The following is a 15,809-nucleotide window of genomic DNA, read 5'->3' as shown; positions in this document are numbered from 1 at the left end:
TCACTTTCTCTGATCGTTGTCATGAGTTTTTTCAATTGGGAGGAAATTATGATTTTTTCCTTAGTCGACAGAATAGAGAAAGATTGTTACACTATTTTTATTACTTTATTGAGGTGGCTTATGTTTTTATTTACAACACAAACAATCGACTCTAGCAATACAAATGTTGTTGATCAAGCAACGGAGCAATTGTCCGCATGGCAAAAATATTGGCAGGCAATTGATTGGGATCGCGTATTTTCTATTTTGATTCAAAAAGGACTGACGATTTTAGCGGTTCTTATTCTGTTTTACTTGATTCGAAAAATCGGTAATTTTTTGATCAATCGATCCTTTGATCGACAAAAGAAAAAAATCGCAGACAATGTAACTAGGATCGAAACCATCCATACTTTGACACTTAATGTTTTCTCCTATACATTATTTTTCTTCTTTCTCTATTCTATCTTAGATACATTAGGTATTCCGGTGGGCTCATTATTAGCGGGAGCTGGAATTGCCGGCATCGCTATTGGTTTAGGTGCTCAAGGCTTCACCAACGACATTATTACTGGTTTTTTCATAATTATGGAGCAGCAAATCGATGTCGGAGATTATATTCGCTTGGTGAACCTTAATATAGAAGGAACTGTGACCTCTGTTGGTATACGAATGCTGCAAATGAAAGCGGCTGACGGAACTGTGCACTTTGTTCCTAATCGAAATATCACTACCATTAGTAATCTTTCTCGTGCTCATATGCAAGTAAAAGTGGATGTTCGTATTCAACCAGATGAAGGATACGATAAAATCAGTCAATTGATTGATAAAGCCAATCAAAAACTTGCGGAAGATTTTAAAGACGAGATCTTTGATGGACCCACACTCTTTGGTATGGTTGATTTAGGCAATAGCAACTACGCCATCCGTACGATTCTTTATGTCACAAATGGAAAACAATATAAGCTTCAAGAGGAATTTTTGACCACCTATGTAAAAGTTCTAAATCAGAATGGTTTTACGATTCCAAATAATCCAATAACAATAGGAAAATAAAAACATCGACCCATGATTAACTTCATAGGTCGATGTTTTTATTGAGTAACTGGGTTTCCATATTTGTCACGATAGCCATAATAACCCAAACGGTATAAATCAACTTCTTTTTTTGCTTGAATCAGACTATCGCCGGTCAATTGAAGTGCATATTCTGTGAACTCTAACGAAGCTGTTCCATTTGCTGTGACCAGGTTACGATCGCTAACAGCTTGTCTTTCATAAAAATTGTCTGGAGTTTGATAGTTAGGAAAATCATGCCATAGGAAACGTGCATTTCCAGTGTGCTTGTACCCCTCAAGAAAACCATGCTGGGCCAAATAATCAACTGCCCCGCAGATTGCAGCAACAGGTAATCCGCGTGTCATTTGATTTTGAATGATTTGATAAAGCTCTTTGCTATGAATGTTCCAAGAGTTGCCGCCAATCAATACTAAAAGATCATAAACTTGATCGATTTTTGAAAAATTCAAATCAATTACTGTTTGCAAACCGCCAATTGACTCTACTTTTGGTAAATTCGAAGCCGTTTTTATTTGCCAATCCTCACGCTGGTTAAGTAGACTCAGTAAATAGGCACCTTCCCAATCGGCATATTGATCTAGCAAAACAAATAATGCTGTTTTCATACTATCTCTCCCTTCCGCTTTGTTTAGTATCTTCAGTTTAACAAAATCGGAAAGGGAAATCTCTGAGATTTTATTAGTTTATTTCTTTTTTACCAACTAGCTTTTTTTACACCAGGGATTTGTCCTTTATGAGCCAGTTCTCGGAATTTGATTCGAGACATACCAAATTTACGCATATACCCTCTTGGTCGTCCATCAATCAAATCGCGACGCTTTAATCGATTAGGGTTAGAATCTCGAGGTAACTTTGCTAATCCTTCGTAATCACCTGCCGCCTTTAAAGCCATGCGTTGTTCTGCATATTGTTCTATCAGTGCTTGTTGCTTCTGCATTTTAACAACTTTAGATTTTTTTGCCATTGCTTTCTCCTTTTTATTTACTATATCCATTGAACTTAATCGTAATCATTACTGTTTAAACACTATGATAAATTACCACGCTTAACAATTTTTGTCAATAAAACTATCTTTATCTAGTTAGATCTTACTATAATTCGAATAAAAAAAGGACCTTTTTACAGGTCCTGTCGCTTTATGAATTTGCATGAATAATAATCTTAGCTTCCGGATTTTTTCGTTCAAACGAATGAAATGTATAATTCACTGCCTTTAATATCTCTCTGCGAGTAACAATCCCACAAAAGACACCCTCTTGGTCTAAAACAGGGAGAAAAGATGAATCTACTAAAAGATGTAAAATGTCTTCTAACTCAGCGTCTGGTCTCATCACAGAAACGTCTGTTTTCATCACATCAGCTACCGTTAATTCTTCTAAATTGGATGTATCAATACCATCGATTCCCAACATTTTTTTTACAATATCATTCAAACTCAATAAACCAACAAAATGATCCTCTTTGTCTAAAACCGGAATAGTTGAATAACCAGCTTGTGACAACAGTAATAGTGCATGTTCTAAAGGATGTTCCTTCATTACATTAGCAACATTCTCCGCGGGAATCATCATGGTTTCCTCGTGTTCTCTCATTAATTGTTCAATCGCGGGACTAATCATATGGCGCCTCCGTTCTAATATCTTCACTTTATTTTACCTTATCGATAAAAAGAAAGCGTTGTTTACCCAAATATTTAATAAAAATTAGGAACTAACGTTCAAAATTAGCCGCTAACTCCTCTATCGGTTGATGCGCGCGATTATAAAATTGTATAGAATAACCGTCTTTCTCACTATCAATAATCGCGTAGCTAGGAATTTGTATAGGGCCACGCGGTTGAGAAATACTACCAGGATTTAAAAATAATATATGATTATCAAGCTCAGCTACAGCTTGATGAATATGACCAAACAAAGCGATATTTGCTCCAGCTTCCTGCGCTTGCAACGCAAGCGTGGTTAATCCAAAACGTACATTTGATAAATGACCATGGGTCATATAGATAACGTCATCGCCGATAGAAAGGATTTGTTCTTTCTTATATGCAGGATCATAATCGCAATTCCCCGTAACAACAGTAAAATGCTGCCACAATTCATCATTAGCTTTTAATTCCGAATCACCACAATGAAACATCTGATCAACCATTCCAACATAGCGATTGACAATTTCCACTAAAATATTACGATCTCCGTGATTATCGCTGACAACTAAATACTTCATTTATTTTCCTCCAACCAATCTTTCCAAACTTTTTCCAGCTGTTTGACCGCCATTCCGCGATGACTCATCTCATTTTTTTCTTCACTTGATAATTCCGCAGAAGTCTTTCCATATTCCGGCACAATAAATAATGGATCGTAACCAAAACCATAGTCTCCTTGGGGGATTCGACCAATACGTCCATTCCAATTAGCTTCAACTACTAAACTCTCCTTTTGGGGAGCAGCAAAAACCAGCGTGCAGTGGAAATGGGCAGTTCTTTTGTCATCTGATACATCCGTTAACTCATGCAATAATTTAGCATTGTTAGCCGCGTCACTTTTTTGTTCTCCAGCAAATCGAGCAGAAAAAATTCCAGGCATCCCATTTAATGCATCAACAACCAAACCAGAATCATCGGCCAGAACAGGCTGCTGTAATAGATGGGCAATCGTTTCTGCTTTTAACCGTGCATTTTCTTCAAATGTTTTCCCTGTTTCTTCAACATCTGGTAATTCTGGGTAATCTAAAAGTGTTTTTGTTTGATACCCCTCTTTTGCGAACAAGGCTGAAAATTCCTTGGCTTTTCCTGGATTGCGAGTGGCGATAACGATAGTCTTCTCTTCTGTTTTAACTTCAGAAAATAGTGCTTCTTTTTGATAAGCAATCAAATCCTCAATACCCGTTTTTCCATGTAAAATCAAGGCATTCAGTTCGTCGTCATCAAATGTCGCCTCTTCCCCGGTACCTTGTATTTCTACAAAGCGTCCAGATTCCGTCATGACTAAATTCATATCAACAGCTGCTGAAGAATCTTCTTGATAATCTAAATCTGTCACGACTGTTCCGTCAGGTAGTATTCCAACGCTAATTGCTGCTAAATGTTCCTTAATTGGATCTTCTGTTAACTCACCACTAGCTAACAACTTGTTGATCGCCAAACGTAAGGCGACAAATCCACCAGTGATACTGGCTGTTCTAGTTCCACCATCTGCCTGAATAACGTCGCAATCTACAATTATGCTTCGTTCACCCAATTTTTCCAAATCGATCACTGCCCGTAGAGATCGACCAATGAGACGTTGGATTTCCATTGTTCGCCCAGATAGTTTCCCTTTGGCACTTTCACGTCGATTTCGAGTATTAGTTGCTCTAGGCAGCATGCTGTACTCTGCTGTTACCCATCCAGTCTCGCTCCCTCTTAAAAATGGTGGCACAGATTCTTCTAGGGTTGCTGAACAGATCACTTTTGTGTCCCCGAATGAAATAACAACGGACCCCTCTGGATGCTTAAAAACGCTTGTTTCAATTTTTATCGGTCGCAATTGCTGAACCGTTCTTCCATCATGTCGCAAATTATTCTCCTCCAAGATTTATATGAGTCACATCTAAATTCGTAATATTTAACCATTCCCCTGCAATATCCTTAAACATTTTTGGAGAACCTGTCGTATAAAATTTCCGTGTTTTCGTTTCAGACTGTTCATAGTTATTTAAATTGAAATAGTCCAATAATGTACTCACATCATTAACAGTTTCTGCACCTGAATCAATCAACGTTACGTTCTGCCCGATTACATTTTGAATGATTGGACGTAACAATGGATAATGGGTACACCCTAGAATCAAAGTATCCAACTTTTCCTTTTTCAAAGGAGTTAATGTTTGAGAAACAATTTTTTTCGCTACCGAGCTATTAAATTGATTACTTTCAACAATCGGTACAAATTTTGGGCATGCTAAACTAGAAACATAAGTATCAGGAGCTTTTTCCTGTAGTTCGTGTTTATAAGAACCACTTTTTACTGTTCCGATGGTTCCGATAATTCCCACGCGCCCATTTTCGCTTGCCTTTAACGCTGCGCGAGATCCTGGCTGTATAACACCGATTACGGGAATATCTACGGTTCTTTTAATTTCTTCCAAAGCTACTGCCGTCGCTGTATTACAAGCGATTACTAGCATTTTTATATTTTTTTTCAATAAAAAACGAGTCATCTGCCAGGTAAATTCAATGACTTGCTCAGCTGGTCGAGGACCATACGGACAACGTGCCGTATCTCCAAGATATAAAATTTCTTCATTTGGCAACTGGCGCATTGCTTCTTTGACTACAGTCAAACCACCAACGCCAGAATCAATGAAGCCAATCGGTCTTTCATTTGACAAAACGCTCATCCCAATCTAGTTCAAAGTATCACCTTATTTTCCACTTTTTGACGAAATATTTCAAGCCCTAGAACCTACTTGGCAAAAAGCGTTTTCTTTTGAATGACTAACAATCGGTGCTAAACTTATATATAAGAGAGGCGGGGATAAAAATGGATAAAAAAGAACTTATGGAAAACTTGGGTAAAGTTTCTGCTGGGGATCGTAATCAAGATCCGGCGATTAAAGCAACCGAAAATAATACTGAGAAAAGAAAAAATGATGCGTCAGATGAGCATGAACCCGGTATCTTGGAAAAGCTTGGAAAAACTCAAGCCGGTGCTGTCTATGAAGATCCAGCGATGAAGGAAACTGAGCAAGAAACAGAAAAAGAGAAGGAATAAGTTTCATTCACCAAGCAAACCAATGATTGTGAAGATTGACTTAATTTATCAGAACGATAAAAAGCGAAGATCACTGTTTAGACAGATCTTCGCTTTTTGGCATTTCTAAATTAATAATTGTATTTACTTGCCTCTAAAAAGTTAGAAAGAAGAGACAATAAGTAACAAACAACAAAATACATTGCTGTCATGGCAATAAACATTGGAATAACGTAATTCGTATTTTGTCCATAAATGATTTTTGCATTATGAGTCAATTCCGGTAATGAAATAATAACCGCTAGTGATGTATCTTTGATTAAAGAAATCAATTGACTTAAAATTGCTGGCAACATTGATTTAAATGCTTGCGGCATGACAATCATCGTCAAAGTTTGCACATATGTCAAACCAGAAGACATCCCCGCTTCTGTCTGACCGCTAGGCACAGCATTAAGCCCTGCACGAAAAATTTCAGATAACATCGCCGATTCGAAAATTGTCAAAGCTGCAACGGCTGCCCAGAAAATATTCAGTTTAATACCGATCTGCGGCAATGCAAAATAAGTGAAAAATATAATCAGCAGCAAAGGCAAGTTTCGAATAATATCCACAACTATTCCTAAGGCTTTTGAAAGAATAGGAATATCACTGTAACGAACGGTCCCAGCGATTCCTCCTAGAATCATGCTGAAAATGATTGAAACAACAGAAACTTGGATCGTTACCCACAGCCCGTCTAAAAGGAAACGCAAATTAATCCATGAAAAAGCATCACTCATATTTTATTCCCCTTCCTCTCTAGGCATTCGACCAATGCTTATCTAAATAGTTCATCAGATAAGACAGCGGCAACGTTAAAATTAAGTAAAATAATCCGACAATAATGTAAGTGTCGAAGGTATTGAATGTTGTACTCGCAATCAAATCCCCTTGATACATTAAATCTAAACCTGCAACCATCGCTAAAATAGAGGAGTTTTTAATCAAGTTGATGAATTGATTTCCTAAAGGTGGTACAACAATTTTAAATGCTTGTGGCAAAACGATAAAGCGCATCGTTTCTGTGTAAGAAAATCCCGAAGATAAGCCTGCTTCCATTTGTCCTTTCGGAACAGTCTGGATTCCAGAACGAACGGTTTCCGCAATAAATGCAGACGTGTATATCGTCAGCCCGATAGTTCCCGCCTGAAAACCATCAAAACTATAGAAATACATCGGTGCCACAACGTAAAAGAACATTACGATGATCAGTAGAGGAATGTTTCGGAAAAAAGCCACGTAGGCCTTTGCTAAGCTGCGAATGATCCGATTGTGAGACAGTTGCAGGATCGCCATTAGTGTTCCAATGATTAAACTAAAGACTAAAGCGAGTAAACTCGCATAGATCGTGAATTTAAAGCCGCTGACGAAATCAGCTGAAAAAGTTTGGAATAATTGTGCCATTAGAACTGTGCCCCCTTCTTCGCCCGTCCATCTGCATCCTCAGGGAACCATTTTTCAAAAATTTTATTATAAGTACCGTTTTCATGCATCTTGTGCAAGGCAGTATTAACTTCCTTCAAGAAATCATCTTGTCCTTTATTAATAGCAATCCCATAAGGCTCATTAGTGAACGTACCACCAGTCAATTGGTAATTATCATTCTCTGAGGCCATACCAAGTAAAATGGCATTATCCGTTGTCATCGCTTGTCCTTGGCCAGATTGTAAAGCTGTAAATGCTTCAGCATAGTTTTCCAGTTCAAGAATCTTAGCCTCAGGAGCATGTTTACGGATATTGATCGTAGAGGTTGATCCTTTAACGGCCAGTACCGTGTCATCAGCAGTCAAATCTTTAATATCTTTGATATGACTACCTTTCTTAACTAATAAAGATTGTCCTGCGTCAAAGTAAATATCGGAGAAATCAACTTCCTTTTTTCGATCCTCCGTGATTGTCATTGTAGCGATAATCGCATCAATATTTCCGTTTTTTAATAATGGAATTCGCGTTTTCGAAGTAACTTCAACGAATTCTGCTTTCCCATCCTTACCAAGAATTTCTTTAGTAATGGCCTTAGCAATGTCAATGTCAAATCCTTCGACTTTACGCGTTTTTATATCCATCATTCCAAATAGACGAGTGTCATATTTCACACCCCATGTGATGGTTGGTTCCTTTTGAATTCGTGTTGCAATATTCTCGTTTGCGACACTCTCTCCTTTACATCCTGACAGCACTATCACAAGCAGCATCGGAAGAAATAAAAAGGAGACTAATTTTTTTATCTTCGACATAAGCCGCCCTCCTAGTGATTGATTACTTTGCTGACAAATTGCTGTGCGCGTTCTTCTTGCGGTTTTTCAAAGAAACCTTTGACGTCTCTTGTATCTTCCAATACCTCGCCATCGGCCATGAAAATGATCCGATCTGCCACCTCTTTCGCAAATCCCATTTCGTGTGTTACTACAATCATTGACATGCCATCGCGAGCGATCTTCTTCATTACATTCAAAACGTCGCCAATCATTTCTGGATCGAGTGCAGAGGTCGGCTCATCAAAAAGCAGCAAGTCAGGATTCATCGCTAATCCTCGGGCGATGGCGATCCGTTGTTGCTGTCCTCCAGATAACATAGACGGATAAGAATCTTTCTTATCCAGCATGTCCACTCGATCTAATAATTTTTCAGCAGTTCTTGTCGCTTCTTCTGTAGACTGCTTTAAAACCTTGATAGGTGCTAACGTAATATTTTCTAACGCAGTTTTATTTGGATAAAGATTAAAATGTTGGAAGACCATTCCGATATTTTTTCGGATATCCTTTAACTTGACTTCCTTACTATGTAAATTTTTGTCATTTACAAGCAACTCTCCAGAAGTTATGTCTTCAAGACCATTGATACAGCGTAACATGGTACTTTTCCCCGAACCAGATGGCCCGATTACTACGACAACTTCCCCTTTTTCAAAGGTTAAGTTAATATTTTTCAAGGCATGAAACTTTCCATAATATTTTTCTACATGCTTAAATTCAACCATTGGCATGTCATACCACCTCATTTTCCTTAGCGTTTTCTAATTTTTCCAACGTAAGTTTAATTATAAGCTAAGTTTTTTTACTTTGTAAAGAAAAAAACTCAACGTCAAAAACTTTTTTTACGATTCCTACTATTTCTATGTTACATTTTATCACACGTAAACCGTTTGTACTTTTGATAAAAATGATGATTAGAGTTGTCATGTTTAGAAAAAAAAGGTAGTATTTGAAGAGACTATTGAAAGAATTTTTTACGAAAAGGTGAGTTAATGAAAAATATCATTTTGACTGGTGATCGCCCAACAGGACAATTACATCTGGGACATTACGTTGGATCACTAAAAAATCGTGTTCTAATGCAAGAGGACCCTGAAAATAAATTATTTATCATGATAGCTGATATGCAGGCTTTGACAGACAATGCCAAAAATCCAGAAAAAGTTTCCACGAATGTTTTGCAAGTCGCACTGGATTATTTAGCGGTTGGATTAGATCCTAAACGTTCAACCTTATTCATCCAGTCTCAAATCCCTGAATTAGCTGAATTAACAATGTACTATTTAAATTTAGTAAGTGTCGGTCGTGTTCGACGGAACCCGACAGTGAAATCTGAAATCGAACAAAAGAAATTTGGTGAAAGTGTTCCTACTGGTTTCTTCATCTATCCTGTTTCTCAAGCTTCCGACATCACTGCTTTCAAAGCAAACCTTGTCCCCGTGGGAGAAGACCAAAAGCCGATGCTTGAACAAACACAAGAAATTGTTCAAAGCTTTAATCATACGTATGGAGAAGTTCTTGTTGAACCTAAAGGAGTCTTTCCAGAAAAAGGACAAGGTAGACTACCTGGCATTGACGGAAATGGTAAAATGAGTAAATCTCTTGGAAATGGTATCTATTTGGCTGATTCTGCTGATGTTTTAGCAAAAAAAGTCATGAGTATGTACACGGATCCAAATCACATCCATGTGGAAGATCCAGGTCAGGTTGAAGGCAATATGGTATTCACCTACTTAGATGTTTTTGGTACAGACAAAGAAAAAATCGCTGAATTAAAAGAACATTATCGTCGCGGTGGTCTTGGAGACGTGAAAATTAAACGTTACTTGATCGAAGTGCTTGAGGCTGAGTTTGGTCCAATTCGTGCTCGTCGAGAAGAATATGCAAAAAATCCAGATGCGATTATGCAAATGTTAAAAGAAGGCAGCGAAAAAGCGCAAGCTGTCGCTGCAGATACCTTGACAGAAGTTAAGCAAGCGATGGGGATTAATTATTTCAATTAGTCAGATCAATTTTTAGAGGCTAGTTATAAATAGAAAAACACTCGCGAAATCGCGAGTGTTTTTATTCGGCTTAATGATAAAAATCGAATCGACCCTTCGCCATGACCTCTTTTACGCCGCCTGTCTCAAACAGCGAACGATCCATGATAGCCTTTTTAATAAATGAGGCAGGGTAAGCCGTCACTTCTGTTTTTCCTACAACACCAAATGCATGAGTATTCCCAATGGAGGCTACAGAACCAAGTGACTTAAATGAGAACGGCTTGCTTGGTTGTCCCTTCATTTGATTTAAAATATCTTTCCCAGCATATGACCCCATCTTTAACGCAATCTGTGCAGTTGTTGGGTAAGGTCGATTGCTTGATGGATCCATTACAGCAGAAACATCACCTAACAAATAAACGTCATCATGATTTGGGTCAGTTAAATTGGGTTTTACCATCACACGGCCACGACGTTCCTCAAAGCCTGAATCACCAATTACTTGACTTCCACTAACTCCTGTAGTCCAAATAATCGTTTTCGCTTTAAGTGCGACTAAGTCATTTTCATCTTCTTTAGAATTTTGATAAATCACTGCACCCGGTTCAACTTTTTTAATTGGTTTACCTGTTAGTAATTTAACATCCCACTTATTCAGATGATCAAGACAATACTGCCCTAATTTTTCGCTGAACATTGGTAAAATTTTGTCTACTGCTTCTACACAATAAATTTGTATATCTTCAGGTTTTACGCCAGCAATGTCCGCAAAAGACTTGCTGCCTTCAACCAATGCTCCGACTAATTCAATTCCTGTAAAACCTGCTCCACAAACGACTATTCGTAGATATTCTTCATTCTTCGTTTCTTTATATTGCTTCATTTGTTCAATAATGTGTTTATGAACTTGATCCGCTGTTTTTACGTCCACCATCTCAAGAGAGTTTTCTTTTACACCAGGGATACCGAAAGATTCAGATTGAAATCCTAGGGCTACAATTAAGTAATCATAAGCCAGTGTTTGATTTTCTAAGTAAACCTTCTTTTCATCGGCATCAATTTTTTCAACTGTGTCTTTAATAAAGGTGGTTTTTTTAGGATTTACTACGTCTTTTATTGCATAGCAAATTTTTTCATCAGGCTGCGTACCAGCTGCTACTTCATGCAAACTAGTTGATTCATAATGATAATCATTCCGATCCACTAAGCTAATATGAATATCTGCTCCTGATTTTTGTAACACATGCAATGCTCGCAATCCTGCGTAGCCCGCGCCTAAAATGACTATTTCTTTCATTTCTATTTCCTCCTTTAAAATAAAAACGTCAATGCAAAACTAATAACTTGTGCAGTAGCACCTACCGCTAAAATACGTACAGCGCAAATGAACGTTTCACGTTTAACTTGCTTTTTTGTAAATATACGTACCTGCTTATAGATAAACGGTGCAACTAAAAATGTCCCCAGCATTGACCATGGGGCAATCTTGACGCTCACAGAAAGTAGAATCGCCAAAAAAGCAGCTATATTCATTCCTACAAATAAATGAATGGCTTGTGGCTTTCCTAGATAGTGAACCAATGTAAAGCGATTGTTCTTTTCGTCTTCTTCTACGTCACAAATATTGTTTGCCAGCATAAGATTTGCGATCCATAGTGTATTTGGCAGTGAAATAAGAAAGATCTCGCTCAAATTCGCGAAATTCCATTGAAATACCTCATACGTATTCAAATAGACACACAAAATAGTAATCATAAACCCCATTGTTAATCCTGAAAAAACTTCACCTAAAGGAAGACTAGATAGTGGCTTGGGACCAGATGAATAAAAAATTCCTACACCATAACAAAATAACCCCATCACTAAAAAAGGCCACCCGACTATAAAAGACATACCGATACCGATCAATGCAGAGACAATGATCATTCCCATCATCATTCGGAAAACTAGTTTTAAATCTAAGCCCTCTCTCCCAATGATATTGGTTTTTTCTCGATAGTCATGAATTTCCGTCGCATGGTGATAGTCATTATAGTTGTCCAAAATATCAACAGCCATGTTGAAAATGACCATTGCGACAAAATATAATAGGACTAGACCTAAATGAAGTTTGTGAAAATTATACAGGCTAAAACAAATCCCAATAAAAAAAGGCAGGATGCTCGCAGTTTTCGCTTTAAATTCCACGAGTTCCAAGAAAACGGTTAAATTCATCTCACCCAACTTTCTTAAATTTCTTTTTCATATTCATTATGCTATTTTTATACTTTTTGTTCAAAGGATTTGCTTGTCCTTCATGTGTTTTCTCTCACGAAACGCTAATTAAGCATTCTAGTAGTTTTTCTGGTACTCATAGGATAAAATGGAAATGAAAACGTTGTAAGAAGGAGCACCTATGTTGGACTACTGGAATGAATACCCAAAAATACAGGAAAATCTAATTCAAGTTAAGAAATTGATCTCGCAAAGACTTGTTATTAATAATAAATCGATTGAAGAGGCCATTACTAAATTTTCTTCTACAGGAGGAAAAATGATTCGTCCGGCACTCTTTTTTCTTTTTGCCGATTTTGGAGAGAAAAAACAACAGGAACAATTAATAAAAGTCGCAGCTTCACTCGAATTGCTGCATTCTGCAACACTCATCCATGATGATATTATAGATGATTCACCAACTCGTCGAGGGATGCCCTCTGTTCAATCTCGTTTTGGCAAAGACGTCGCAGTTTACACCGGGGATTTTATGTATACTAGTTATTTTGAGTTGCTTGCTGAATGTATGAGTGAGACCCCTTTTTTATTGAAAAACGCTCAAGCAATGAAAAAAGTGCTTCAGGGAGAACTAACACAAATGACTTGTACGTTTAATCCGGATCAATCAATTAACGATTATTTACGAAATATTAATGGAAAAACAGCTGAATTAATCCGACTTAGTTGTCAGGAAGGTGCCTACTTTGGTGGAGCAGATAAAAAATTGCAAGCTCGTGCAAAACGAATAGGTTCTGCGATTGGATTGGCTTTTCAAGTCTACGATGATATTTTAAACTTTTCTTTGGAGCTTGGTGATGAGCAAAAACCGATACTTACAGATGTACAACAAGGGATTTTTACATTGCCTTTGCTCATTGCAAGAGATAACTGCCCAAAGGTTGTCCGTCCATACTTAGAACAACCAGAAAACCTATCGCAAAAAGAATTGATCCAATTAGCCTTTTATGTCGATAATTTTGATGGAATAACTGGTGCATTGAAGTTTGCAAGAAAATTGACGAATAAAGCTTTAAATGAAATTCAAGAACTCCCTGATGGCGACAATAAAGAGATTTTAAAGAAAGTTGCCACACAATTGTTGGAACGTTCTTATTAATTAGAAGGCTCTTTATATTATAGTTTCCAAACGTATGAACACTGTCCTCCGTTTGTATGCTTGGATTCTTTTTTATTTTCTTTTGCATTCAATCATTCTAAACAATGCTTTTTCTTCCATTTTTTACATGGTAAAATAGGGAATGAATACGCATAAGGAGTAGTGATGAATGAATACGCACGAACTTTATCAAAAACTGGAGCTGTCTCCTGTCATTGCCGCAGCAAAAAATCCAGAGGAATTGGAGGCTGCCATAAATTCTGAAAGTGAAGTCATTTTCATCCTTCAATCCCACCTGATGGAGCTGTCAGAACTATCGAAAAAAATAAAGGACAGCGGGAAAGCAGCCATTTTACATGCAGATTTGGTTAAGGGTCTGTCTTCTGATGAGAAAGCGGTTGATTACATTAAACAATCTACTTCTTTTGATGGCATTATTTCCACAAAACCTGCCTTCATTCGTCACGCAAAAAAACATGGGATGTTAGCTATTCAGCGGTTCTTTCTTCTAGATTCTTCTGCTTTGGCAAATGTTAATCGTCAATTAAAATTCACAGAAGCAGATTTAGTTGAGGTACTCCCGAATGTCTCACCAAAAATTATTAAGGAAATAGTTGCTCACTCAAAAAAACCAGTAATCGTTGGCGGACTAATTCGTGATAAAGAGGATATTATGGGCGCTTTAGGCGCAGGAAGTTTGGCTGTGTCAACGACAGAAAGTTCGATTTGGTCGATTTAACGATTGTTGAATATTCCCGAAGGTGTTATAATACAGGTAATTAAATAGTGGCTAGAGATAAAAAGAGTATAGCGATAAACGTCAACAGACATTGGCGTTTATTAACTGTACTCTTTTTTGTCGTCTTTCAAATGAGAATTTGTAACAAGTAGCTCAATTAATAGGAGGAAAAATCTATGTATGATGTAATTGTAATCGGTTGCGGTATTGTCGGTGCTGCAACTGCCTACGAACTAAGCAAGTACAAGCTAAAAACACTTGTTCTAGAAGCGGAAAATGATGTTAGTTTAGGAGCCACAAGAGCGAATAGTGCGATTTTGCATGCGGGCTTTGATCCGGAACCAGGAAGTCTCATGGCAAGATTGAATGTTGAAGGTGCAGAACGTGCAAAGGAACTATGTAAAAAGCTTTCTGTTCATTACAACCAAATTGGTTCGTTGGTCGTTGCTTTTTCTCCTGATGAACTTGAATTGATCCGTGAGCTTTACGATCGGGGCGTAAAAAATGGTGTAAAGGATTTAGAACTTCTCGATAAAAAGGCTTTGCACCAGATGGAACCAAATCTTTCTCGTGAGAGTCTTGGTGCTCTCTATGCCCCTACTGCAGCAATCGTCAATCCTTGGGAGTTTTGTATTGCACTAGCAGAAACCGCTGTAAGAAATGATGTAGAGCTTGCTTTAAATAGTCGAGTATATGATATAAAGAAAACAGAGGACGGCTATAAAGTGATCACCAACAACGGTTCTTATCAAACACGCTACGTATTCAATGCTGCAGGTGTCCACTCAGATGAAATACACAACTTGATTGCTGAACCTAGTTTTGAAATTACACCAAAACGTGGAGAATACTATTTGCTAGATAAGTCTGAAGGAACCGCCGTTAATCATGTCATTTTCCAATGCCCTTCTAGTATCGGAAAAGGAGTATTGATTAGTCCAACTGTTCATGGAAACTTAGTAGTCGGTCCAAATTCAGAAGCAGTTGCGAAAAGTGATCTAGATAGCGGTAGAGATACTGGAAATACGCTTTCTGGCTTAAAAACAGTGGCTGATTTAGCAAGAAAATCTCTTCCTGATCTTAATTTGCGACAATCTATTCGAAATTTTTCTGGGGTGCGGGCAAATAATAGTGCTGGAGATTTTATTCTTCAAACGGCAGCTCCTGGCTTTATTGATCTTGCTGGCATCAAATCACCTGGATTAACCTCTGCTCCAGCAATTGCAGTGTATGGTATTGAACTTTTAGAACAGTCAGCTAACAAGCGGTTTCCAAAAAAGGAGCATTATATTGATTCACGAGAAAAAATTGTCTTTAATGAATTGAGCCTCGAAGAAAAAAATAAAGTAATTTCAAGTAACAATTCTTATGGAAGAATAATTTGCCGCTGTGAAAGCATTACTGAAGGAGAAATTAGAGCTGCTGCAAATTCACCTATTCCTCCAGTCTCTCTTGACGGCATAAAAAGACGGTGCAATGCGGGAATGGGACGGTGCCAAGGAGGTTTTTGCGGACCTCGCGTTGTTGAAATCTTGGCTGAAGAGCTACACAAAACTCCACTAGATATTTTACAAGATCGTGAAGGAAGTAATATTTTAGTCGGTACAACGAAAGGAGGTCGTTAAT

The 15,809-nt window shown here is 37.7% G+C and carries 18 protein-coding genes; 6 read left to right on the top strand and 12 right to left on the bottom strand.

Translation table 11 applies throughout. From position 1 onward, the window contains the following. Positions 1-120: 120 nt before the first annotated feature. Positions 121-1,035: a mechanosensitive ion channel family protein gene (locus tag IGI50_RS07675; protein ID WP_311854817.1), complete on the top strand. Its 915-nt coding sequence runs from the start codon at positions 121-123 to the stop codon at positions 1,033-1,035. A 38-nt stretch (positions 1,036-1,073) separates the two neighbouring features. Here the strand turns inward: IGI50_RS07675 and IGI50_RS07670 are convergent, their stop codons facing one another. From IGI50_RS07670 to racE, 6 genes are all read right to left on the bottom strand, one after another. After that, entirely contained in the window at positions 1,074-1,664 is a 591-nt protein-coding gene (locus tag IGI50_RS07670; RefSeq protein WP_438776645.1) for a DJ-1/PfpI family protein, read from the bottom strand. Between the two features lie 89 nt (positions 1,665-1,753). After that, positions 1,754-2,023 (bottom strand): 30S ribosomal protein S14, encoded by a 270-nt coding sequence (rpsN, locus tag IGI50_RS07665; protein ID WP_218257282.1) that lies wholly within the window; start codon positions 2,021-2,023, stop codon positions 1,754-1,756. A gap of 172 nt (positions 2,024-2,195) precedes the next feature. Continuing rightward, the gene (cbpB, locus tag IGI50_RS07660; RefSeq protein ID WP_438776644.1) at positions 2,196-2,678 is read right to left on the bottom strand and encodes a cyclic-di-AMP-binding protein CbpB; all 483 of its coding nucleotides are present in this window, start codon (positions 2,676-2,678) and stop codon (positions 2,196-2,198) included. Positions 2,679-2,769: 91 nt separating this feature from the next. Then, on the bottom strand, positions 2,770-3,282 hold the full coding sequence (locus IGI50_RS07655; RefSeq protein WP_218257280.1) for a metallophosphoesterase: 513 nt from the start codon (positions 3,280-3,282) through the stop codon (positions 2,770-2,772). Continuing rightward, positions 3,279-4,616, bottom strand: coding sequence for a ribonuclease PH (rph, locus tag IGI50_RS07650; protein ID WP_438776643.1), 1,338 nt, complete (start codon positions 4,614-4,616; stop codon positions 3,279-3,281). Before rph ends, IGI50_RS07655 begins: the two co-directional genes overlap by 4 nt. Before the next feature lies 1 nt (position 4,617). Further along, complete coding sequence (gene racE, locus IGI50_RS07645; RefSeq protein WP_278758400.1) at positions 4,618-5,439, bottom strand: glutamate racemase; 822 nt, start codon at positions 5,437-5,439, stop codon at positions 4,618-4,620. A gap of 143 nt (positions 5,440-5,582) precedes the next feature. On the opposite strand from racE, the gene IGI50_RS07640 reads away from it, so the two are divergent. Next, the gene (locus tag IGI50_RS07640) at positions 5,583-5,813 is read left to right on the top strand and encodes a hypothetical protein (RefSeq protein ID WP_438776642.1); all 231 of its coding nucleotides are present in this window, start codon (positions 5,583-5,585) and stop codon (positions 5,811-5,813) included. A 110-nt stretch (positions 5,814-5,923) separates the two neighbouring features. Here the strand turns inward: IGI50_RS07640 and IGI50_RS07635 are convergent, their stop codons facing one another. Genes IGI50_RS07635 through IGI50_RS07620 form a run of 4 tightly spaced genes read right to left on the bottom strand, consistent with a single transcriptional unit; the run spans position 5,924 to position 8,820 of the window. After that, complete coding sequence (locus tag IGI50_RS07635) at positions 5,924-6,574, bottom strand: amino acid ABC transporter permease (RefSeq protein WP_010744767.1); 651 nt, start codon at positions 6,572-6,574, stop codon at positions 5,924-5,926. A 19-nt stretch (positions 6,575-6,593) separates the two neighbouring features. After that, positions 6,594-7,238 (bottom strand): amino acid ABC transporter permease, encoded by a 645-nt coding sequence (locus IGI50_RS07630; RefSeq protein WP_438776641.1) that lies wholly within the window; start codon positions 7,236-7,238, stop codon positions 6,594-6,596. After that, positions 7,238-8,071 (bottom strand): transporter substrate-binding domain-containing protein, encoded by an 834-nt coding sequence (locus IGI50_RS07625; RefSeq protein WP_438776640.1) that lies wholly within the window; start codon positions 8,069-8,071, stop codon positions 7,238-7,240. The genes IGI50_RS07630 and IGI50_RS07625 overlap by 1 nt, the downstream gene beginning before the upstream one ends. 11 nt (positions 8,072-8,082) lie before the next feature. Then, positions 8,083-8,820 (bottom strand): amino acid ABC transporter ATP-binding protein, encoded by a 738-nt coding sequence (locus IGI50_RS07620; RefSeq protein WP_010744764.1) that lies wholly within the window; start codon positions 8,818-8,820, stop codon positions 8,083-8,085. A gap of 261 nt (positions 8,821-9,081) precedes the next feature. On the opposite strand from IGI50_RS07620, the gene trpS reads away from it, so the two are divergent. Next, positions 9,082-10,092, top strand: a complete 1,011-nt coding sequence (gene trpS, locus IGI50_RS07615) for a tryptophan--tRNA ligase (protein ID WP_311854814.1) — start codon at positions 9,082-9,084, stop codon at positions 10,090-10,092. Between the two features lie 70 nt (positions 10,093-10,162). On the opposite strand, the gene IGI50_RS07610 is transcribed toward trpS, so the two are convergent. Together IGI50_RS07610 and IGI50_RS07605 are read right to left on the bottom strand one after the other, a co-directional pair. Beyond that, positions 10,163-11,371 carry an NAD(P)/FAD-dependent oxidoreductase gene (locus tag IGI50_RS07610; RefSeq protein WP_218257275.1) on the bottom strand — a complete coding sequence of 403 codons (1,209 nt, stop codon included), beginning with the start codon at positions 11,369-11,371 and terminating at the stop codon, positions 10,163-10,165. Positions 11,372-11,385: 14 nt separating this feature from the next. Then, entirely contained in the window at positions 11,386-12,288 is a 903-nt protein-coding gene (locus IGI50_RS07605; protein WP_218257274.1) for a prenyltransferase, read from the bottom strand. A 181-nt stretch (positions 12,289-12,469) separates the two neighbouring features. On the opposite strand from IGI50_RS07605, the gene IGI50_RS07600 reads away from it, so the two are divergent. The 3 genes from IGI50_RS07600 (at position 12,470) to IGI50_RS07590 (ending at position 15,808) form a co-directional block, all read left to right on the top strand. Then, a complete protein-coding gene (locus tag IGI50_RS07600) occupies positions 12,470-13,444 on the top strand; it encodes a polyprenyl synthetase family protein (protein WP_218257273.1) in 975 nt (324 codons plus the stop codon). Between the two features lie 169 nt (positions 13,445-13,613). Further along, positions 13,614-14,183 carry a glycerol-3-phosphate responsive antiterminator gene (locus IGI50_RS07595; protein WP_438776639.1) on the top strand — a complete coding sequence of 190 codons (570 nt, stop codon included), beginning with the start codon at positions 13,614-13,616 and terminating at the stop codon, positions 14,181-14,183. Between the two features lie 176 nt (positions 14,184-14,359). Further along, entirely contained in the window at positions 14,360-15,808 is a 1,449-nt protein-coding gene (locus tag IGI50_RS07590) for an NAD(P)/FAD-dependent oxidoreductase (protein WP_438776638.1), read from the top strand. Position 15,809: the final 1 nt, after the last annotated feature.

The sequence above is a fragment of the Enterococcus sp. DIV0170 genome (assembly GCF_051710765.1).
Taxonomy (GTDB): domain Bacteria; phylum Bacillota; class Bacilli; order Lactobacillales; family Enterococcaceae; genus Enterococcus_A; species Enterococcus_A raffinosus.
The sequence above is the reverse complement of the archived record's forward strand: the minus strand, read 5'-3'. Positions and strand labels throughout refer to the sequence as shown.

What these genes read in the sequence shown, in the direction of transcription:
- IGI50_RS07675 (WP_311854817.1), top strand. Translation starts at nt 121, where the DNA reads ATGTTTTTATTTACAACACAAACAATCGACTCTAGCAATACAAATGTT.
- IGI50_RS07670 (WP_438776645.1), bottom strand. Translation starts at nt 1,664, where the DNA reads ATGAAAACAGCATTATTTGTTTTGCTAGATCAATATGCCGATTGGGAA.
- rpsN (WP_218257282.1), bottom strand. Translation starts at nt 2,023, where the DNA reads ATGGCAAAAAAATCTAAAGTTGTTAAAATGCAGAAGCAACAAGCACTG.
- cbpB (WP_438776644.1), bottom strand. Translation starts at nt 2,678, where the DNA reads ATGATTAGTCCCGCGATTGAACAATTAATGAGAGAACACGAGGAAACC.
- IGI50_RS07655 (WP_218257280.1), bottom strand. Translation starts at nt 3,282, where the DNA reads ATGAAGTATTTAGTTGTCAGCGATAATCACGGAGATCGTAATATTTTA.
- racE (WP_278758400.1), bottom strand. Translation starts at nt 5,439, where the DNA reads ATGAGCGTTTTGTCAAATGAAAGACCGATTGGCTTCATTGATTCTGGC.
- IGI50_RS07640 (WP_438776642.1), top strand. Translation starts at nt 5,583, where the DNA reads ATGGATAAAAAAGAACTTATGGAAAACTTGGGTAAAGTTTCTGCTGGG.
- IGI50_RS07635 (WP_010744767.1), bottom strand. Translation starts at nt 6,574, where the DNA reads ATGAGTGATGCTTTTTCATGGATTAATTTGCGTTTCCTTTTAGACGGG.
- IGI50_RS07630 (WP_438776641.1), bottom strand. Translation starts at nt 7,238, where the DNA reads ATGGCACAATTATTCCAAACTTTTTCAGCTGATTTCGTCAGCGGCTTT.
- IGI50_RS07625 (WP_438776640.1), bottom strand. Translation starts at nt 8,071, where the DNA reads ATGTCGAAGATAAAAAAATTAGTCTCCTTTTTATTTCTTCCGATGCTG.
- IGI50_RS07620 (WP_010744764.1), bottom strand. Translation starts at nt 8,820, where the DNA reads ATGCCAATGGTTGAATTTAAGCATGTAGAAAAATATTATGGAAAGTTT.
- trpS (WP_311854814.1), top strand. Translation starts at nt 9,082, where the DNA reads ATGAAAAATATCATTTTGACTGGTGATCGCCCAACAGGACAATTACAT.
- IGI50_RS07610 (WP_218257275.1), bottom strand. Translation starts at nt 11,371, where the DNA reads ATGAAAGAAATAGTCATTTTAGGCGCGGGCTACGCAGGATTGCGAGCA.
- IGI50_RS07605 (WP_218257274.1), bottom strand. Translation starts at nt 12,288, where the DNA reads ATGAATTTAACCGTTTTCTTGGAACTCGTGGAATTTAAAGCGAAAACT.
- IGI50_RS07600 (WP_218257273.1), top strand. Translation starts at nt 12,470, where the DNA reads ATGTTGGACTACTGGAATGAATACCCAAAAATACAGGAAAATCTAATT.
- IGI50_RS07595 (WP_438776639.1), top strand. Translation starts at nt 13,614, where the DNA reads ATGAATACGCACGAACTTTATCAAAAACTGGAGCTGTCTCCTGTCATT.
- IGI50_RS07590 (WP_438776638.1), top strand. Translation starts at nt 14,360, where the DNA reads ATGTATGATGTAATTGTAATCGGTTGCGGTATTGTCGGTGCTGCAACT.